Source organism: Phocaeicola sp. (genome assembly GCF_057861905.1).
Map to the genome: position 1 here is coordinate 1 of NZ_DBMACV010000008.1, position 20,369 is coordinate 20,369.

19 protein-coding genes and 1 pseudogene are annotated in these 20,369 nt (G+C 42.4%); 18 read left to right on the forward strand and 2 right to left on the reverse strand.

The window, feature by feature from the left end:
• Nucleotides 1-97 precede the first annotated feature (97 nt).
• The 14 genes and pseudogenes from ACZM60_RS02550 to ACZM60_RS02615 all read left to right on the forward strand — a co-directional run.
• Nucleotides 98-280, forward strand: a pseudogene (locus ACZM60_RS02550) (alpha/beta hydrolase); the annotation flags it as partial.
• A 159-nt stretch (nt 281-439) separates the two neighbouring features.
• A complete protein-coding gene (locus ACZM60_RS02555; RefSeq protein WP_489520727.1) occupies nt 440-1,756 on the forward strand; it encodes a DEAD/DEAH box helicase in 1,317 nt (438 codons plus the stop codon).
• Nucleotides 1,757-2,008: 252 nt separating this feature from the next.
• Nucleotides 2,009-3,079: a 3-phosphoserine/phosphohydroxythreonine transaminase gene (gene serC / locus ACZM60_RS02560; protein WP_021970962.1), complete on the forward strand. Its 1,071-nt coding sequence runs from the start codon at nt 2,009-2,011 to the stop codon at nt 3,077-3,079.
• A 92-nt stretch (nt 3,080-3,171) separates the two neighbouring features.
• A complete protein-coding gene (locus tag ACZM60_RS02565) occupies nt 3,172-4,095 on the forward strand; it encodes an NAD(P)-dependent oxidoreductase (RefSeq protein ID WP_489520728.1) in 924 nt (307 codons plus the stop codon).
• Nucleotides 4,096-4,199: 104 nt separating this feature from the next.
• Entirely contained in the window at nt 4,200-5,447 is a 1,248-nt protein-coding gene (locus ACZM60_RS02570; RefSeq protein ID WP_021970964.1) for a DUF1015 domain-containing protein, read from the forward strand.
• Between the two features lie 257 nt (nt 5,448-5,704).
• Complete coding sequence (locus ACZM60_RS02575) at nt 5,705-6,619, forward strand: DMT family transporter (protein WP_418586767.1); 915 nt, start codon at nt 5,705-5,707, stop codon at nt 6,617-6,619.
• 29 nt (nt 6,620-6,648) lie between these two features.
• Nucleotides 6,649-7,266, forward strand: coding sequence for an IMPACT family protein (locus ACZM60_RS02580; protein WP_489520729.1), 618 nt, complete (start codon nt 6,649-6,651; stop codon nt 7,264-7,266).
• Nucleotides 7,267-7,333: 67 nt separating this feature from the next.
• Nucleotides 7,334-8,335: a hypothetical protein gene (locus tag ACZM60_RS02585; RefSeq protein ID WP_489520730.1), complete on the forward strand. Its 1,002-nt coding sequence runs from the start codon at nt 7,334-7,336 to the stop codon at nt 8,333-8,335.
• Between the two features lie 64 nt (nt 8,336-8,399).
• Nucleotides 8,400-9,452: a phosphate ABC transporter substrate-binding protein PstS gene (pstS, locus tag ACZM60_RS02590; protein WP_021970968.1), complete on the forward strand. Its 1,053-nt coding sequence runs from the start codon at nt 8,400-8,402 to the stop codon at nt 9,450-9,452.
• A 28-nt stretch (nt 9,453-9,480) separates the two neighbouring features.
• Nucleotides 9,481-10,338, forward strand: coding sequence for a phosphate ABC transporter permease subunit PstC (pstC, locus tag ACZM60_RS02595; protein WP_340318452.1), 858 nt, complete (start codon nt 9,481-9,483; stop codon nt 10,336-10,338).
• A gap of 22 nt (nt 10,339-10,360) precedes the next feature.
• The gene (gene pstA / locus ACZM60_RS02600; protein ID WP_418586956.1) at nt 10,361-11,230 is read left to right on the forward strand and encodes a phosphate ABC transporter permease PstA; all 870 of its coding nucleotides are present in this window, start codon (nt 10,361-10,363) and stop codon (nt 11,228-11,230) included.
• A complete protein-coding gene (pstB, locus tag ACZM60_RS02605; RefSeq protein WP_021971144.1) occupies nt 11,218-11,988 on the forward strand; it encodes a phosphate ABC transporter ATP-binding protein PstB in 771 nt (256 codons plus the stop codon). The genes pstA and pstB overlap by 13 nt, the downstream gene beginning before the upstream one ends.
• Nucleotides 11,989-12,179: 191 nt before the next feature.
• On the forward strand, nt 12,180-13,208 hold the full coding sequence (locus ACZM60_RS02610; protein ID WP_021971145.1) for a L,D-transpeptidase: 1,029 nt from the start codon (nt 12,180-12,182) through the stop codon (nt 13,206-13,208).
• A 93-nt stretch (nt 13,209-13,301) separates the two neighbouring features.
• On the forward strand, nt 13,302-14,009 hold the full coding sequence (locus ACZM60_RS02615) for a murein L,D-transpeptidase catalytic domain family protein (RefSeq protein ID WP_489520778.1): 708 nt from the start codon (nt 13,302-13,304) through the stop codon (nt 14,007-14,009).
• On the opposite strand, the gene ACZM60_RS02620 is transcribed toward ACZM60_RS02615, so the two are convergent.
• Nucleotides 13,954-15,342, reverse strand: a complete 1,389-nt coding sequence (locus ACZM60_RS02620; RefSeq protein ID WP_489520731.1) for an MATE family efflux transporter — start codon at nt 15,340-15,342, stop codon at nt 13,954-13,956. The genes ACZM60_RS02615 and ACZM60_RS02620 overlap by 56 nt on opposite strands.
• 124 nt (nt 15,343-15,466) lie before the next feature.
• Here ACZM60_RS02620 and aspS point away from each other — a divergent pair, with 124 nt between their 5' ends.
• Nucleotides 15,467-17,224: an aspartate--tRNA ligase gene (gene aspS / locus ACZM60_RS02625; protein ID WP_340318455.1), complete on the forward strand. Its 1,758-nt coding sequence runs from the start codon at nt 15,467-15,469 to the stop codon at nt 17,222-17,224.
• A 116-nt stretch (nt 17,225-17,340) separates the two neighbouring features.
• Nucleotides 17,341-17,730 (forward strand): GtrA family protein, encoded by a 390-nt coding sequence (locus tag ACZM60_RS02630; RefSeq protein ID WP_021971149.1) that lies wholly within the window; start codon nt 17,341-17,343, stop codon nt 17,728-17,730.
• A 651-nt stretch (nt 17,731-18,381) separates the two neighbouring features.
• On the opposite strand, the gene ACZM60_RS02635 is transcribed toward ACZM60_RS02630, so the two are convergent.
• The gene (locus tag ACZM60_RS02635) at nt 18,382-19,311 is read right to left on the reverse strand and encodes a LysR substrate-binding domain-containing protein (protein WP_489520732.1); all 930 of its coding nucleotides are present in this window, start codon (nt 19,309-19,311) and stop codon (nt 18,382-18,384) included.
• A 156-nt stretch (nt 19,312-19,467) separates the two neighbouring features.
• On the opposite strand from ACZM60_RS02635, the gene trxA (ACZM60_RS02640) reads away from it, so the two are divergent.
• Together trxA (ACZM60_RS02640) and trxA (ACZM60_RS02645) are read left to right on the forward strand one after the other, a co-directional pair.
• Nucleotides 19,468-19,830 (forward strand): thioredoxin, encoded by a 363-nt coding sequence (gene trxA / locus ACZM60_RS02640; protein WP_021971151.1) that lies wholly within the window; start codon nt 19,468-19,470, stop codon nt 19,828-19,830.
• 25 nt (nt 19,831-19,855) lie between these two features.
• Nucleotides 19,856-20,281, forward strand: a complete 426-nt coding sequence (gene trxA, locus ACZM60_RS02645) for a thioredoxin (RefSeq protein ID WP_445323106.1) — start codon at nt 19,856-19,858, stop codon at nt 20,279-20,281.
• The last annotated feature ends 88 nt before the right edge of the window (nt 20,282-20,369 follow it).

The following is a 20,369-nucleotide window of genomic DNA, read 5'->3' on the forward strand; positions in this document are numbered from 1 at the left end:
AGTCATTGGTCAAGTATGGTCTTGAGGAAATCTCAAACGTGCTTTTCCGACCGACATACACACCCAAATTCGATGTATTCAAATTTTTGTCATGTACTTAATTCACGGAGAAAAAGCGCATTCCAGATATTTTAGTGAAGATGCTTTCAAAAAATTGAAAGGTGACAACAAGGAGTTGATGATTATTCCTGGAGCAAGTCATGTCGATTTGTACGATAATCAGGCAGGGGTTATTCCTTACGACAAGATAGAACGATTCTTTTTTGAATATTTAAAATAAGGAATACCATTCGGGGCAGACGGCTATTTTTCTGTATTAAGGATAAACGTTTTTACTTCATCTTGCAGTCTGCCCCTGCTTTATTTCTTTGACTGAAATGCTGAGAATATCATGAGTTCTATTTATATTTGCGTATAACTTAATTAAAATCCTGCTTTTATGAATATACAGACTATACTTGCAAATTTAAAAATAGAACAATTGAATGCCATGCAGCAAGTGGCCATTGATACTTACCGTGAAGGGTGTGATTTGATTCTTTTATCCCCAACAGGGTCAGGTAAGACATTGGCCTATTTGTTGCCTCTTGTTTCATCATTAAAGTCTGAGGTAGAAGGAGTACAGGCTGTAATATTGGTTCCTTCTCGAGAGTTGGCATTACAGATAGAGCAGGTGTTCAAGTCGATGAATACGGGATTTACTATTATGAGTTGTTATGGAGGGCGACCGGCTATGGATGAACATCGTACAATGAAAGGAATTCGTCCATCGGTAATAGTAGGAACTCCGGGTCGTATGAATGATCATCTTGAAAAGCTGAACTTTGATGCTACTGTCGTTAATCTGCTGGTGATTGACGAATTCGATAAATGTCTTGAGTTTGGTTTTCAGGAAGAGATGGCAGCAGTAATAGGTAAATTACCTAATTTGCGTCGACGTTTTCTGCTTTCTGCTACCGATACTGAGGAAATACCTCGTTTTACGGGGTTGAACCGTACAATAAAGCTGAACTTTCTCAATCCGGATGGAGGCGTTTCTGAACGCTTACGTTTGTATAAAGTGATCTCTCCGGTAAAAGATAAGCTGGAAACTCTTTATAGATTATTATGCTGTTTAGGTAATCAATCCACATTGGTCTTTTGCAATCATCGTGAGAGTGTTGAACGGGTAGGAAATTATTTACATTCCATGAAAGTGTATTGTGAAACTTTCCATGGAGGAATGGAACAAGATGATAGAGAGCGTGCGCTATACAAGTTCCGAAATGGCAGTTGCCATATTTTCATCTCAACCGATCTGGCTGCCCGTGGACTGGATATCCCGGATATAAAAAATGTTATTCACTATCATCTTCCTGTTGCAGAAGATGGATTTGTACACCGCAATGGACGTACTGCCCGATGGGAGGCCAATGGTAGTGCTTATGTCATACTTTACGCTGAAGAGCAATTGCCTTCTTATATAAAGGAAGATCCTGAGGAATATATATTACCGGCTATTACTCCTAAACCGGTGCAGCCCGATTTTGTTACCTTATATATAGGTAAAGGGAAAAAAGATAAAATAAATAAAATCGATATTGTCGGCTTCCTGTCTAAGAAAGGAAATTTAGGAAAGGAGGACATAGGTCGTGTAGATGTAAAAGATCATTATGCTTTTGCTGCGGTTTTACGCTCTAAATACAAACAAGTGTTAAAACTCGTGCAAAATGAAAAGATTAAGGGGGTAAAAGCTTTGATAGAACTGGCTAAATGATAACTTTGTGATAGTGTTACCTGCGATTATATAAAAAATCTCTCAAAATGCTATGGCTATAGTTCAGACGGAAAGTCATAGAGCCTATCTCATGTGTCAATATGTAAATTAAAACGGTTTGTTTTGTGTAATTTGTTATAAAAAGGCTTTTATAGGTATAAAAATATTACGAAATCCTTTGGAAGTCTAAAAATAATAGCTATATTCGCAAATGTAAGAACGAATCAATGTTTAACCAAAACAAACTTCCAAATGAAAAAACATAATTTTAATGCGGGACCTTCGATATTGCCTCGCGAAGTGATCGAAAAAACAGCTCAGGCTATTCTTGACTATAATGGTTCGGGACTTTCGTTGATGGAAATCAGTCACCGCGCTAAAGACTTTCAGCCGGTGGTAGACGAGGCTGTTGCCTTGTTTAAAGAACTTTTGAATATTCCTGAAGGATATTCAGTACTTTTCCTGGGTGGAGGAGCAAGCATGGAGTTCTGTATGGTTCCCTATAATTTCCTTGAAAAGAAGGCTGCATATCTCAATACTGGTACATGGGCGAAAAAAGCATTGAAAGAGGCAAAGGCATTCGGAGAAACTGTCGAAGTTGCTTCTTCCGAAAAAGATGGATATACCTATATCCCGAAGAATTATACTGTACCGGCTGACGTGGATTATTTCCATATCACGACCAATAATACGATTTATGGTACTGAACTCCATGCCGATCCGGATGTAGATGTTCCGATGGTAGCTGATATGTCATCCGATATATTCTCCCGTCCGGTGGATGTTTCAAAATATATATGTATTTATGGTGGCGCACAGAAAAATCTGGCTCCGGCAGGTGTTACGTTTGTTATCGTAAAGAATGATGCTTTGGGCAAGGTTTCTCGCTATATTCCTACCATGCTGAATTATCAGACTCATGTAGATAAAGGTTCAATGTTTAATACTCCTCCTGTCGTTCCTATTTATGCAGCTTTGCAGACTTTGCGCTGGCTGAAAGCTCAGGGTGGAGTGGAAGAAATGCAGCGTCGGGCTAAACAGCGTGCCGATATGCTGTATGCCGAAATTGATCGCAATAAATTGTTCCGTGGTACTGTTACAGTCAAAGAAGACCGTTCGTATATGAACATCTGCTTCGTTATGGCTGATGAGTATAAAGATCTGGAAGCTGATTTCTTGAAATTTGCGACAGAAAAGGGAATGGTGGGTATTAAAGGTCATCGTTCTGTTGGTGGATTCCGTGCTTCTTGCTACAATGCTTTGCCGATAGAGAGTGTTCAGGCATTGATTGACTGCATGCAGGAATTTGAAAAAATGCATTAATTAACAAGTTTGTTATAGAAGGCACACAGACCTGCACGGATAGACGGTGTGCGGGACTGTGTGCCATTTTTATTATATTAAATCTGATAGTTATGAAAGTTTTAGTAGCAACAGAAAAACCGTTTGCAAAAATAGCTGTCGACGGTATCCGTAAGGAAGTTGAAGCAGCTGGTTATGAATTGGCTTTGCTTGAAAAATATACTGAAAAAGCTCAGCTCCTTGAGGCTGTAAAAGATGTCAATGCCATTATTATTCGTAGTGATATTATTGATAGGGAAGTATTAGATGCTGCTCCTGAACTGAAGATTGTCGTTCGTGCAGGTGCTGGTTACGATAATGTTGATCTGGAGGCTGCTACAGCTCATGGCGTTTGTGTTATGAATACGCCGGGACAAAATTCCAATGCTGTGGCTGAACTGGCTTTTGGCTTGATGATTATGGCTGTACGTAATTTCTATGATGGAAAGGCTGGTACAGAATTGAAAGGTAAAAAGTTGGGTATACATGCTTATGGCAATGTAGGCCGTAATGTTGCTCGTATAGCAAAAGGTATCGGCATGGAAATCTATGCTTATGATGCATATTGCCCGAAAGAAGCAATGTTAGCCGATGGCATTAAACCTGTAGATTCTGCCGAAGAATTGTATACGCAATGTAATGTAGTTTCTTTACATATTCCGGCTACTGCTGAAACGAAAAATTCAATTAATTATGATCTGGTAAACCGTATGCCGAAAAATGGTTTGCTGGTCAATACTGCCCGTAAAGAAGTTATTAATGAAGATGATTTGATTCGCTTGATGAATGATCGTCCGGATTTGAAATATGTGACTGATATTATGCCGGTTCGTCACGAAGAATTTTCTGCCAGATTTCCAGGACGCTATTTCTCAACTCCTAAGAAGATGGGTGCTCAGACTGCTGAAGCTAATATTAATGCTGGTATTGCTGCTGCACGTCAGATTGTCGGATTCCTGAAAGATGGATGCGAGAAGTATCGCGTAAATAAAAAGTGAGAAAAATCAATGATGCATAGATGAAAATGACGGTGTGTCAAATGCTTGTATGTTTTCTATATGCCTCAGAACTTTGTATTATTTTTTAAGAAACTTCAAACATTATGGCAGTAGTTAAACCGTTTAGGGGGATTCGTCCACCTCAGGAAATGGTAGAGCAGGTTGCTTCCCGTCCTTACGATGTGTTGAACTCGGCTGAGGCTCGTGCTGAGGCTGCCGGGAATGAAAAATCACTTTATCATATTATCAAGCCTGAAATTGATTTTCCGGAAGGAACTGACGAGCATGATCCGTGTGTGTACGATAAAGCTGTGCAGAACTTTCAGATGTTTCAGGATAAGGGATGGCTGGTGCAGGATAAGAAAGACTGTTACTATATCTATGCACAGACCATGAATGGTAAAACACAATATGGCCTGGTAGTTGGAGCCTATGTTCCCGATTATCTGAATGGCGTAATTAAAAAACATGAACTGACACGCCGGGACAAGGAGGAAGATCGTATGAAGCATGTACGCGTGAACGATGCTAATATTGAGCCGGTCTTTTTTGCTTATCCGGATAATGCGGTGCTGGATGCAATTGTTGCTAAATATACAGCTAAGAAACCGGTCTACGATTTTGTTGCTCCCGATGATGGCTTTGGACATACCTTTTGGGTGATCGATCAGGATGAGGATATAGCTGCTATTACGAAAGCTTTTGCCGCGATGCCCTCTTTATACATAGCTGATGGTCATCATCGTAGTGCTGCAGCTGCTTTGGTTGGAGCGGAGAAAGCGAAGGAGAATCCTAACCATCGGGGTGATGAAGAATATAATTATTTCATGGCTGTTTGTTTCCCGGCAAGCCAGCTTACCATTATCGATTATAATCGCGTGGTGAAAGATTTGAACGGATTAACTTCCGCACAATTCTTGGAAGCCTTGAGGAAACATTTCGATGTAGTGGATAAAGGTTCGGAAGTATATAAGCCTGCTGCACTTCATAATTTCTCCTTGTATCTTGACGGCAAGTGGTACAGCCTGACGGCAAAGCCTGATACATACGATGATAATGACCCGATTGGAGTTTTGGATGTTACCATTTCATCGAATTTGATTTTGGATGAAATTTTAGGTATAAAGGATTTGCGTTCAGATAAACGTATTGATTTTGTCGGAGGTATCCGGGGACTTGGTGAATTGAAGAAGCGGGTAGATAGTGGTGAAATGAAAATGGCATTGGCTCTTTATCCGGTTTCCATGAAGCAACTGATGGATATTGCCGATACAGGCAATATTATGCCTCCTAAAACTACCTGGTTCGAACCTAAACTTCGATCTGGATTAGTTATACATAAATTGAAATGATAGTTTGACAAAATATATCAGATTCCCTTCCTTTTGTAAGATTTCTCTTCAAACCGTAAAAGAGCACTGGTGGGTGCTGTAGCATAAATATGGTTTGTATGCCGGAAAGGGAAGTCCTTTCTGGCAAAGGTTGAGTCTGATATTGTGAAAGGTCAGGACATTTTAGCGAAAATATCCTGACCTTTTTCTTGTTTGGCCGGATGTTTTTGCTTAAGATTGTGTACCTTTGCTGCCGGTTTTGAAAAATAGACATTTACATGGTTAGTAATACATTCAAAGGTTTTGTTTACGGTGCTGTAGCTGCTGCCAGTTACGGTCTTAATCCTCTGTTTACTTTACCGCTGTATTCCGATGGTATTAGTGCCGATTCAGTCTTGTTTTATCGTTACGGTCTGGGGGTAGTAATGCTTGCTTTGTTGATGAAAATGCAGAAGCAGTCGTTTGTCTTACATCGTTCCGAAATATTGCCACTGTTTGTAATGGGAATGCTCTTTGCCTTTTCGTCGCTTACATTATTTTTGAGCTATAATTATATGGACGCAGGAATAGCTTCTACCATACTTTTTGTCTATCCTGTGCTGGTAGCCATTATTATGGCTGTGTGCTTTAAGGAAAAGGTTTCTGTTATAACCGCTCTTTCCATAGCCTTGGCTTTTCTCGGAATTTCCTTGTTGTACAAAGGAGAAGGTGGTAAAACATTAAATCTGGTAGGTGTTTTGCTGGTCTTTGCTTCATCGCTGACTTATGCTGTTTATATTATTGGAGTAAATCGTTCTTCATTGAAAGACATGCCGACATCCAAGTTGACTTTCTATGCATTATTATTTGGCTTGAGTGTGTTTGTTGTGCGTCTTAAGTTTTGTACGCAACTTGATATTATTACGACTCCTGCATTATGGGTAAATCCTATAGCTTTGGCTTTGTTTCCAACAGTGATTTCACTGATTGCCATGACTAAATCTATCCATTATATCGGATCTACGCCAGCAGCTATATTGGGAGCGTTGGAACCGATTACAGCATTGTTTTTTGGGGTACTGGTATTTGGAGAACGTCTGACTCCACGTATTATCTTGGGGATTATTCTGGTACTGACAGCTGTTACGCTGATTATAATCGGAAAATCGCTGATGAATACAATCCGGGTACACATACTGCGAAGTAATAAATAGTATATTTCAAAATTAGATAAATCCGAATCGTGTTGGAAGATACATATAAAACCATAGAAGGACAGTCAGAAGCTGTTTATACCGAAAAAAGAAGTAAGTTTATTGCGATAGCCATTCCTGTGCGCACGCTGACCGAGGTGAAAGCACATCTGGAAGAGTATCAGAAGAAATATTACGATGCACGTCACGTGTGCTATGCTTATATGTTGGGAGCAGAACGGAAAGAGTTCCGTGCCAACGACAATGGCGAGCCGTCTGGTACTGCAGGTAAACCGATTCTCGGACAAATCAATTCGAATGAGCTGACCGATATTTTGATTATCGTAGTACGTTATTTTGGAGGTATTAAGCTGGGTACGAGCGGTCTGATTGTGGCATACCGTACCGCAGCGGCGCAAGCTATTGCCGAGGCTACGATAATAGAAAAGACAGTAGATCAGGATGTAAAGATTATCTTTGAATATCCATTTATGAATGATGTGATGCGTATCGTAAAAGAAGAGGCGCCCGAGATATTAGAACAGTCGTACGACATGGATTGCATTATGCGCCTGCGTATACGTAAATCGCTGATGCCCCGCCTGCGTGCTCGTTTGGAAAAAGTAGAAACACTTCGTTTTCCCGATGAGGATGTAACAGTTTTGTAATATTTATGACATAACCAAGTTACTTGTTACTTATACCTTTGCTCTCGAAATAAAAAGCAGATGTATAGTGAATAAAAAGAATTTAAAGAAACGGTGTGCCATTGTTGCAGGCTTGCTGGGATATGCAGTTGTACCGATGCATGCAGAGGACAAAGGTAAAGAAGAAGCTCCCAAGGGTAAGGCTATCATTACAATCTTTTCCGATGTTCATTCCGGATTCGGTCATGTAAACGATGACCGTGGTTTCAATCTTGACCGCGCTTATCTGGGATACCAGTACGACTTGTCGAAAGAATTGCAAGTAAAAGTCGTTGCCGATTTCGGACAGTCCAAAGATGTAGACGATCATCATCGTATAGGTTTCGTAAAGAATGCGATGCTGTCATGGGAACGTGGAAAATGGACATTGAATGCCGGTCTTATTTCGACTACCCAGTTCAAGTTTCAGGAAAGTTTCTGGGAGAAACGTTATGTAATGAAATCTTTCCAAGATGAATACAAGTTTGGAAGCAGTGCCGATCTTGCTGTTTCTGTTGCCTATGATTTTAATCGTTATATTTCGGCAGATGTTATTCTGGCAAACGGTGAAGGATATAAGCAGGTGCAGGTAAAAGATGGACTACAGTATGGTGCCGGTCTGACATTGACGCCCGTAAAAAATCTGTTTATCCGCTTGTATGGTTCTTTCAACGAAGCTGCCGAAAAAACAGATAAAGGCATTACGAATCTGGCTTCTTTCATAGGATTCAAAAATAAATTTTTTTCACTGGCTGCTGAATATAATTATCAGACGAATACAGGGTATACCGACGGATGCGATCAGAGCGGTATCTCTGCATATACAACCATTAATCTGACTAAGAAAATAGGACTTTTTGGGCGTTGGGATTACCTGACATCAAAGGATAAATGGAATGAAGAGGGGGATGGTATGGCAGGAATGGTCGGCGCAGAATTCCGGATTGGAAAATACATTAAGCTGGCTCCGAACTTCCGTATATGGTCGCCCAAGTCGGGAAGTCCCCCCGATTCTTATTATGCTTATCTGAATGCTTCCTTCTCACTTTAATGTGAATCTAAAGAAAAAGAGAAAATCCAATATAAGAAAAATCAATTTATTAAATTAATAAACAATGAAAAAACATTATTTGTCTTTGGTAGCAGGTATAATGGCCTTGGCTGTTACTGCATGTGGTGGACAGAAGTCATCAACAGATTCCGTTGAATTAACAGGTGCGGGAGCTACATTCCCATTGCCTTTCTATAACATGAGCTTTGAAGGATATAGTGCAACACACAACAATAAAGTATCTTACGGTGGCATCGGTAGTGGTGGAGGTGTTCGTAACCTGAAAGATGGTATTGTCGACTTTGCCGGAAGTGATGCGTTCCTGAGTGATGCTGAAATGAAAGAAATGGATCCGGTAGTTCACATCCCGACATGTATGGGAGCTGTCGTACTGGCCTATAACTTGCCGGATGTAGTAAAATTGAACTTGTCTGGTGATATCATAGCCGATATCTATGCAGGTAAAATTACAGACTGGAACGATGCACGTTTGCAGGAATTGAATCCGGATGTAAAATTGCCGGCTAAGAAAATTATTCTTGCATATCGTTCAGACGGTAGTGGTACTACATTTGTATTTACCGATTATTTGTCTAAAGTCAGCGAAAGCTGGAAGAATACCTATGGAGCAGGAAAAACTGTTGACTTCCCTGTAGGACAGGCAGCCAAAGGTAATCCGGGTGTAGCAGGTATCATTGCACAGACTCCATATTCTTTGGGATACATTGGTTCCGAATATGCTTTTGCACAGAAAATTCCTTATGCCGCAGTCAAGAATCAGCGTGGTGAATTAGTTTCTCCGTCTACCGAAAGCATTTCGGCTGCTGCAGGTGATATTCCTCAAGATACCCGTTGCTCTATTACTAACGCCGATGCGGCCGGAGCTTATCCTATCAGTTGTTTCACATGGTTGCTGATTTATAAGGAACAGAACTATTCAGACCGTTCGGAAGCTCAGGCAAAGGCAACAGTAGACTTGATGCAGTACATGTTAAGTGACAGCGTACAGCAGACTACTGCTACAGTGCACTATGCTCCGCTGCCTAAGAAAGCCATCGAACAGAGTCTGGCAAATCTTAAGACTGTGACATATCAGGGTCAGCCGATTTTAAAGTAATAGATAATCATTGCAAAGCTGATATTTTATGCAAGACAAAATTTTTAGAGTTTTACTTATTCTGTCGGCTGTTATTATTCCTATCATCGGTGGGGGAATTGTATATTCCCTCACTGTCGATGCCTCCGGAGCATTCGAGCATTTTGGCTTCTGGAACTTTATCTTTTCAGACGATTGGGTAACAACGGCAGGAAAAGAAAGTTACGGTGCTCTTCCGTTCATTACCGGAACATTACTTACTACAATTCTTGCTTTATTGATGTGTATCCCGTTTTCTTTGCCGGTCGCTTTATTTACTGGTGAGTATTTCCGAGGAAAGAAAATTGCGGCGGTACTGGGTACTGTTACCGACTTGCTGGCAGGTATTCCTTCTATCATTTATGGCTTGTGGGGATTTTATGTATTGCGTAATGTATTCATGCATCTGAATCTCTCTCCGCAAGGTTCGGGAATCTTGACCGCAGCCTTTGTACTTGCCATAATGATTGTGCCTTATGCAGCTTCTCTGAGCTCGGAATTCATTAAGATGGTTCCTTCCGATTTGAAAGAAGGAGCATACGCCATGGGAGCCACTCGTGCAGAAGTTATCCGCAGGGTTATTTTCCCAATGGCCGGATCGGGTATCTTCTCAGCCTATATTCTGGCGATAGGTCGTGCATTGGGTGAAACCATGACCGTTACGATGCTGATAGGAAACACTAATCAGATGCCCGAAACTCTGCGTACTACGGGTAATACGATGGCCAGCATTATTGCCAATCAGTTTGGTGAAGCCGACGGACTGAAACTTTCGTCACTGATTGCCATCGGATTGTTATTGTTCCTCATAACAGCCGTTATCAATATGATTGGAAAAATATTGATACGTAAGGCAAGACATGTATAATCAATAAACAGAATTTGTATAAATGGTACGTGATAATAACATTCGAATCCGTATATTCAAGAATCGGTTGCTTTATGTTCTGGTCTGTGTGCTTTCGGGACTTACGGCAATTCCTTTGCTGGCCATTCTGGGAGAAGTACTGGTAAAAGGATGGAAACAGCTTGGCTGGTCATTTATTACCGAAGCAACTCCTAATGCATATAAGGCAATGCAGGCTGTTTCCGCCGGGCAGGATATTCCCGGAGGTATTGCCAACGGCATTGTCGGTACTTTCCTGATGCTGTTGCTCGCAGCTGTAGTTGCCATTCCTATTGGTGTATTCTGCGGAATCTGTCTGTCTGAATACCGCAAGAACTGGTTCGCAATTATTGTAAGCTATCTTACCGACTTACTTCAGGGTACTCCTTCTATCATCATCGGTATTATTACATATATCTGGGTGGTGGTGCCCATGAAAGGATATTCGGCCATAGCCGGAAGCGTAGCATTGTTTATCATGATGCTGCCGCTCATTATCCGTTCAACGGAAGAAACCATGAAAGTCCTTCCGGATACATTAAAGGAAGCCGGACTGGCGCTGGGAGGAAGTTACTGGCGTGTTATGTTGCAAGTAATGTTACCTTCGGCTCTGGGTAGTATCTTTACAGGTATTTTGCTGGCAATATCGCGTGTAGTAGGTGAAACTGCTCCGCTGATGTTTACTGCACTGGGTGGTGCCGCAGTAAGCTGGAACATGACCAAACCGATGTCGGCAGTTCCCTTGCTTATCTGGGAATTCTTCAATGATCCCAACTTGCAGAGCCTTATCTGGGGAGCTTCGTTGTTCCTGCTCACCTTTGTATTATGTCTGAACTTATTAGCAAAACGAATCGCAAAGAAATGGAAAATATAAAAGACCCGATATTACAAATAAAGGATGTCTGTATTTCGTATACATCCAGTACGATGGCTGTGAAGCATGTGTCGGCAGACATTCAGAAAAATACCATTACGGCTATCATGGGACCTTCCGGTTGCGGAAAAAGTACCTTGCTGCGTGCTGTGAACCGTATGCACGAACTTTATAAAAACATTCGTGTAACAGGAGAAATTCTGTTAAATGGTGAGAATGTCCTTCAGATGCAACCGATGGAAGAACGCCGCCGTATCGGTATGGTGTTCCAGCGTCCTAACCCGTTCCCTACGATGAATATCTACGATAATGTGCTGGCAGGCTATTTGCTGAACGGTATCCGTCTTTCAAAATCGGAAAAAGATGAAATCGTAGAGCGAAACTTACGTAGCGTTGCCTTATGGGATGAAGTGAAAGATTCACTGACGAAGCGTGGAACCTTCCTTTCGGGAGGTCAGCAGCAGCGTCTGTGTATTGCACGTTCACTTGCCCTGAAGCCAGATGTGTTGCTGATGGATGAACCGACTTCGGCTCTGGACCCTATTGCTACCAAGTACATAGAGGAACTGATGGATGATTTGAAGAAAGATGTGACTATCTTGATTGTGACTCATAACATGTCGCAGGCTATGCGTATATCCGACTACTCAATGTTTATGTATATGGGTGAGCTGATAGAGTATGACCGTACAGACAAGATGTTCGATAATCCGACAGATGAACGTACACGTGCCTACCTGACAGGAAAGATGGGATAAACAGAACGTGTATATATACTTCGATATTATCCGGAGTAAACGAGAGAAAGCATTCAGCTTATTCTCGTTTGCTCCGGATTGTTTTTTTTAGAGATTACAACAAATTCACAATGTGGCTTGTTTATTAGATAAAAGATTCTTTCTTTTGAATTTTTTTTATTACTTTTACAATGAACATTAACCACTTTGCTATGGAAAAGGGCTTCTCTATATTGCTGTTGGCTGCCTGCTTGTTATTGTATGCTTGCGGAGAACAACAAACCGATGTGCCCCGTTTGTCGGAATATACAGAATTGCCTTCCGATACCCTTGTCTTTCCTGATACGGCAGATCGTACTCCGAAACTTCTTGTCGCTGCCGATATTCATCTGACAAAAGATTTGCTTTATGATCAGTATACGCTCGAAGATACTTATCCTTACGGCGATACGGTACGCAGTTTCAAATGGGAAACGATTCGCAAATGTCTTGCTTTTATTGAAAACATGCATCGTGATACGTCACAATGGGTCGTGCTGAGAAATTATAAGAACTTCAACAGCGAAGCACCTTTGGTACGACGTTATATCCGCAATGCGTACGGACGTGTAGCCGATACACTTGGTGTAGAACGATATCAGTCGGTTCCTCTTTATCTTACAACCGACTCTTCCGTTCCCGAACGTTACGGTCGGGATGGTTCGCTGGCTTATCTCCGGGGAAAGACAGGCAGTTTCCTGCGTATAACTCCTGTGGTAGAAGATACCGAATATCTTGTTCCTCCACGTTATATTCGTGTATTGCCCGACAGTGCAGTCTTTCATCATGTCATTTTTGTGGATCGGGGCGACCAGAATATTGCGACCTTAGAGCGGATTTCCGAAGGTGAATGGGCCATTCGGAGTATGAATCCGGCTACAACGGGAGTGCATCGTCCGCCGTATGCTCAGGAAACCCCGTTGGGAATGTTTCTGTTGCAGGAAAAGAAAGCAAAGATGGTCTTTTTGAAAGACGGAGGATCGGCTACCGGAGGGTATGCTCCTTATGCATCACGGTTTACCAACGGCGCATATATACACGGAGTGCCTGTCAATGTTCCTCGTACAGCCATGATCGAATACAGTTGGTCGCTGGGTACGACGCCTCGTTCACACATGTGTGTACGCAATGCTACCTCGCATGCCAAGTTCGTATTCGATACAATGCCTTCCGAAGCTACGCTGATTATTGTTATAGAGTGAATAAATGATAAAACATGTTGCTTTTAACTATCTGATAATAAATAGTTACAGATAAAATGAGTAACTTTGCAGCCGTTATTGTTCAAGAAGATTATGCTGCGTATTTCGTTATCTGTATTTTTTCTGTTTGCATCTTTTTTATATTCCTTTACCAGAGTAGGTGAGGGAGCGTCTGCCGTATCGGAAGTTAAACATGTGGCAAAGCCCGATGTATGTGCCGAACTGTTCCGGGATATGCAACTGGAGGGTACGGTTAATTATACAGCTTTCCGTCAGGCGGTGACAGGATATTACCGGATTGCGCAGCGTAAACGAGATATACTTACCTTAATCGATTTTTCCAAACCTTCTACCGAAAAGCGTCTGTATGTATTCGATATGAAGGAAAAGAAAATGCTGTTTTCATCGGTCGTTGCACATGGCAAGAACAGCGGAGGAGTATATGCTACTTCTTTTTCCAACGAATACGGTTCCTACAAAAGTTCGTTAGGATTTTACCTTACAGCATCTACCTATCAGGGCAAGAACGGCTATTCGCTGATTCTGGATGGACTGGAAAAAGGAATAAACGACCGCGCCCGCGAACGTGCCATCGTTGTACACGGAGCTGCCTATGCCGATCCTTCAGTTATCCGTACGGGAGGCAGACTGGGAAGGAGCTTCGGATGTCCTGCTGTTCCGCAGAAAATTTCACGTCCGCTGATTGATACCATCAAAGGCGGGAGCGTGATGTACATCTATGCCGCTACTCCCGAGTATCTTGCACAGAGTCATATCTTGAATTCCAAAGACCGCGCTTGACCGCTTTCCGGTAATACCATACGCCATAAGCGTCGGCCAGTGCCCACCCGACAGGGATAGACCACCAGATGCCGTGTACGCCTATTGCCGGTATTGCTGCCAGTGCATATGCCAGCAGGACTCGTGTCCCTAAGGAGAAAACAGTAAGTACGACCGACATGCCGGGCATACGTATAGCCCGATAAAATCCGTATAAAAGGAACAGATAGCCTATCCCCACATAGAAGCTGCCCTCTACCCGCAGATATTCTACACCGATACTGATTATCTCATTCTCGCTTCCATCGATAAAAAGCTGCATCAGTGGACGTGCGAAGATAAATACAATAGCCGAGATCAGCAGACAGAATCCAGTTGTAACGCTGAAGGCGCTACGGATTCCTTGCCGGATACGTTTCTGTTGTCCAGCTCCGAAATTCTGCGCAACGAATGTAGAGAATGCATTCCCGAAATCCTGTACCGGCATATAAGCAAACGAATCTATTTTTACAGCAACGGCAAAAGCCGCCATTACACTTGTTCCGAAACTGTTTACCAGTCCCTGCACCATCAGAATCCCGAAGTTCATCACCGACTGCTGCATACATGTCAGCGATGAATAAGTGGCTATTTCCTTTATCGACTGTCTGTGTAGCCGGATATGAGTCAGTTTCAGCCTGAAAATCGGGAAACGGTACAAAGCATAAACGCAAAGTCCGGCGGCTGCTACGGTCTGCGATATGACGGTAGCCGCTGCTGCTCCCGACACACCCCAGTGACATACCAGAATAAAAATCAGGTCGAGTACTATATTCAGTACCACGGAAACAGCCAGAAAATAAAGCGGCACAATAGAGTTGCCCAAGGCACGCAGCAGGTAGGCGTAATAATTGTAGATGAAAGTACTCACTATACCTAAAAAGATAATGAACAGATAGTCGAACATCAGTCCCTCTATTTCAGCAGGTGTTTGTAACAGGCGGATGATAGGATGAATACCCGCCAGCACGGCGACGTTCAGAATCAGTGTGATGCCTCCCGTCAGAACGAGTGAGGAAACCAGACTCCGTTTCATGCCTTCGTAATCCTTTGCCCCATATTGCAGTGAGAATACGGCACCACTGCCCATACATAGCCCGATGAATACCGATGTGATAAATACCATGAGTGTATAGGCCGATCCTACAGCTGCCAGCGCATCCGCTCCCAGATAATGTCCCACGATGAATGTATCGGCTATGTTATAGCATTGTTGCAGCAGGTTGCCCAGAATCATTGGAACTGCAAAGCGCAACATTGTTCCCGTAATACCGCCTTGGGTCAAGTCGTTTGTTTTATTATAATGTAAGCTCATTTTACAGGTCATTTGTAAGGTCTGTCAAAACCTTTCCCTTGTTTGCAGACGCAAATTTATTGCATAAATCAAAAACATGTGCTACCTTTGTCACAAATTATAAGTGTCCATAAATAGAAAAAATATGTTCAGAACGAATACATGCGGCGAGTTAAGACTTGCCGATGCGGGTAAAAACGTGACACTTGCCGGATGGGTGCAGCGTACACGTAAAATGGGCGGAATGACATTTGTCGATCTCCGTGACCGTTATGGCATTACTCAGTTGGTGTTCAATACAGATGTGAATGCAGAACTGTGTGACCGTGCCAATCATTTAGGACGTGAGTTTGTGATACAGGTAAAAGGACAAGTCAGCGAACGTTCAAGTAAGAACAGCAATCTCCCGACCGGAGAAATTGAAATCATCGTTTCAGAGCTGAATATCCTGAATACAGCACTGACTCCTCCATTTACTATCGAAGACAATACTGACGGCGGAGATGATCTCCGTATGAAATATCGTTACCTTGACCTGCGTCGTACAGCAGTCCGCAAGAATCTGGAACTGCGTCATCGTATGACGATGGAGGTACGCCGTTATCTCGACAGCAAGGGATTCCTTGAAGTTGAAACTCCGATGTTAATTGGTTCTACTCCGGAAGGCGCACGCGATTTCGTTGTTCCTTCTCGTATGAATCCGGGACAATTCTACGCACTGCCGCAGTCACCGCAGACATTGAAGCAGTTGCTGATGGTTTCTGGTTTCGACCGTTACTTCCAGATTGTAAAATGTTTCCGCGATGAAGACCTTCGTGCCGACCGTCAGCCGGAATTTACCCAGATTGACTGTGAAATGAGTTTCGTTGAACAGGAAGACATCATTCAGATGTTCGAGGGTATGGCTAAGCATCTGTTCAAGGAACTGCGCGGTGTGGAACTGACAGAACCGTTTATCCGTATGCCGTGGGCCGATGCCATGAAGTACTATGGTAGCGATAAACCCGATTTGCGTTTCGGCATGAAGTTTGTCGAACTGATGGATATCCTGAAAGGCTATGGCTTCTCTGTATTCGACAATGCAGCTTATATTGGTGGTATCTGTGCCGAAGGTGCTGCACACTATACACGTAAGCAGCTCGATCAGTTGACAGAGTTCGTGAAACGTCCGCAGATTGGTGCAAAGGGACTGGTTTACGCACGTGTGGAAGCCGACGGTAATGTGAAGTCGAGCGTCGATAAGTTCTATAGCCAGGAAGTGCTTCAGCAGATGAAAGAAGCTTTCGGTGCCAAACCGGGTGACCTGATTCTGATTTTGAGCGGCGATGACGCCATGAAGACTCGCAAGCAGTTGTGCGAACTTCGTCTGGAAATGGGTAACCAACTGGGACTGCGCGACAAGAACCAGTTTGCTTGCTTGTGGGTAGTAGACTTCCCGATGTTCGAATGGAGCGAAGAAGAAGGCCGACTGATGGCAATGCACCATCCGTTCACTCATCCGAAGGACGAAGATATTCCATTGCTTGATACTGATCCGGCAGCCGTTCGTGCCGATGCATACGATATGGTAGTCAATGGCGTTGAAGTAGGTGGTGGATCTATCCGTATCCACGATTCACAGCTTCAGGCTAAGATGTTCGAAATTTTAGGATTTACTCCCGAAAAAGCTCAGGAACAGTTTGGCTTCCTGATGAACGCCTTCAAGTTTGGTGCACCTCCTCACGGAGGTCTGGCTTATGGTCTTGACCGTTGGGTTTCATTGTTTGCCGGACTCGATTCAATCCGCGACTGTATCGCTTTCCCGAAGAACAACTCCGGACGCGATGTCATGCTGGATGCACCGGGTTACCTCGACCAGAAGCAGCTTGACGAACTTAATCTGAAAGTAGAGATTAAAGACTGAATATCTGACAACGTTGTTATTTAAAAGATATAATTATTTCGGGCAAGGCAGATAGTCGGGAAGACTATACTTGCTTTGTCTCGAAATCTTTTTATGCCTTTTCCAAATTACCTTTAATGAGAGAGTCTGTCCGTATTATGCGTTTTGCCATTGTGGGAACGCTGAATGCCCTGATTACTGCATTGATCGTGGGATTATTGATGCATATAGAGGGCGAACATTACATGATAGCCAATGTAGTGGCTTATGTAGTGGCGCAGATTCATAACTTTATATGGTGTAAATATTGGATTTTTCCGTTTGAAGCCGACCGGAAGAAAAATACTATCTGGCATGAAATCTTGTTCTTTTCCTGTGCTTTTGCTGTGGCATATGGTGCACAATTCTTGTTTCTTCTTTTCCTTGTAGAAATTTGTGGATGCAATGAGTATCTTGCTCAGTTCCTCGGACTGTTTGTTTACGGAGGAATCAACTTCATGAGTAACAAGTGGATTACTTTCAGATAATCTTTTCCTTTTAATCAAAATGACATTTTGAAAATTTGCCTTGCCGAGAATGTGTATATTGCGGAGTGGAACAGGTGCGCTCGGAAAAAACGGATTCTTATCGGCTTGGTAAAAAACATGAAGCGTCTATTCTTGTCGTCTGACAGTCTTATTGTAAGTTTAAGGGGAGGTCTGAATGTTGCATTGTCTTGTATTCTTTCGGATTTATGAGCTTTCTGTTTAATTGAACTTGGTGTCCTGAAAATCTCTTTTAGAAAATATTCTGTCGTTTTTGAGCATTTTTGTCTGCTCTCATGGCGTTTTTCAGAAAACATAATGATGTTTTAAAAAAATGTCTTTATGTTTATCCAAAAATCTCGTGGTCTTTTTGCAGACATCTGCGCATAAATTACTTCCTTATTTGTTAAACAAAAATAGAAATTTAAGAAACGGATGCAATGAAGTATGCAATTTATTACATTCAACCGTAGGCCTATTAACAGAACAAACTTATTCGTTATCCGGTGCAAAGGTAGGGAGTAAGCAAATATCTGTTTTTGCTGACATCCGTTTACCTTTTTCTGTCAGTCTATGACCAAGTGTAAATTCTCAGTCAACTGCCGGTTCGTATGAAAAAATGTGACAAAAGCCAGTACGCAATCAGCCGACGGTTTATCTGAGTTTGATTGCAAGCGTTTTGAAACGTTCATCCATCATGTGCGACGGGATAATGGCTTTTATGGTGTCGAGCACGGCATTCACAATCCGCTCTCTGATAAAGTCATCTTTTATTAGGATAGAAACCGTTCGCTGTGCCGGCGGATTTACGTTCAATGTCTGAATATTTTCCTTTTGCTTCTCATTTAACGTGCTGATATGTAGTTCGGGAATGATTGTATACCCACCGTTTCTGTCCACAATTTTGATAAGCGTATCAATACTTCCGGCTTCATAGATATGATTGCCGATGTCCTTGTTTTCGCATAAATTGATGCCTCCATTGGGAATACAGTGACCTTCTTTCAGAATCCACATCTGTTCCGGAGGAAGATTGCCGTTCACAATCATTTGCCGTGCCTTGCTGCATGTTTCCGAAAAGTAAGCGACAAACTTTTCTACATACACCGGAATTTCCAGAATGTTGGCGTGAGCTTCGGGGGGTGTCGTTATCGCAATATCAAGGTTGCCGAACCTGAGATCCTGTATCAGTGACCTGTTTTCCTTTTCGTCGATAAACAGATTTACGTTGGGATAAGACTTCCGGAAATAGTAAATAAAATCGGGAACAAGATAGGGTGCAATGGTAGGAAGAATACCGATACGCAGGTTTCCGTTCATGTTGCTGCTTTCGTCGGCTACCACTTCTTTGATTTTCTGAGTTTCATTCAGTGTGATTTTTGCCTGTCGGATGATTTTTTCTCCAATGCTGGTAGGGGTGATGTTTTTCCGGTCACGGCTGAAAATTTTGACATCCAGCTCTTCTTCCAACTTTTGTATCATGGCACTCAGTGTAGGTTGAGTTACCCCACAAGCCTCGGCAGCCAGTACAAAGTGACGATACTTGTCCAGTGCCACAATATATTCCATTTGCTGTAAAGTCATAGTTCTATAGATTTTATCTATGCAAAGATAGAAAAAAGCTGTTGTAAACCTTTCTTGTGCATTGTATTTTTGCATCAGTAACAAATACCTCATGTTCATAAAACATAACAGCATTTGTTCCGTAAATGAAATATAAACTTTAAACATTGATTGAATATGAAAGCTGTAAATCTTACAAAGGCCGATTTCTTGGCAAAAGTGGCAAACTATGAAGCAAATCCTGAATGGAAGTTTCTGGGTGAACGCCCGGCAATAATTGATTTTTATGCGACTTGGTGCGGTCCGTGCAAGATGCTGGCTCCCGTGCTGGAGGAAATAGCTGAAGAATATGCCGGCCGGGTGGATGTATATAAAGTAAATGTGGATGAAGAAGAGGAGCTGGCTGCTCTTTTCAGAATCAGAACTGTGCCTACTTTACTTTTTGTTCCGATGACAGGTGCACCGCAGATGGCGCAGGGAGCATTGCCTAAGAAGACATTGGTGGAAGCCATTCAGAATGTTTTGCTGGAGGGTAAATAAATATTACATTAAAAGTGAATTTTACATGAAAAAGATATTTTTGTTATTGGTGTCCGTTTTTATGATCGGATGCATGGCTTACGGAGAGAACGGGCAGGTGGTTCATGTCACAAAATCGGAATTCATCGAGAAGGTTTACGATTATGAAAAAAATCCGGATAAGTGGGTATATAAAGGAACGAAGCCGGCAATTGTCGATTTTTATGCCGACTGGTGCGGCCCTTGCCGCAGACTGTCGCCTGTACTGGAGAAACTGGCAGAAAAATATAAAGACAAGATTGTAGTATACAAGGTTGATACGGATAAGGAACGTGAACTTGCTGCTGCTTTCGGTATAACCAGTTTGCCCACACTTGTTTTCATTCCTATGGATGGAAAGCCTCAGGCCTCGCAAGGTGCCTTGCCGGAGGAAGTTTTGGAAAAAGGGATTAATGAAGTCCTTTTGAAATAATGAAAGCGACATACCGGATACTTACCGGTGCGTAATAACTATATTGGGGATAAATTGACAGAAAGGTGATCCCTCTGCTCCCGCCTCT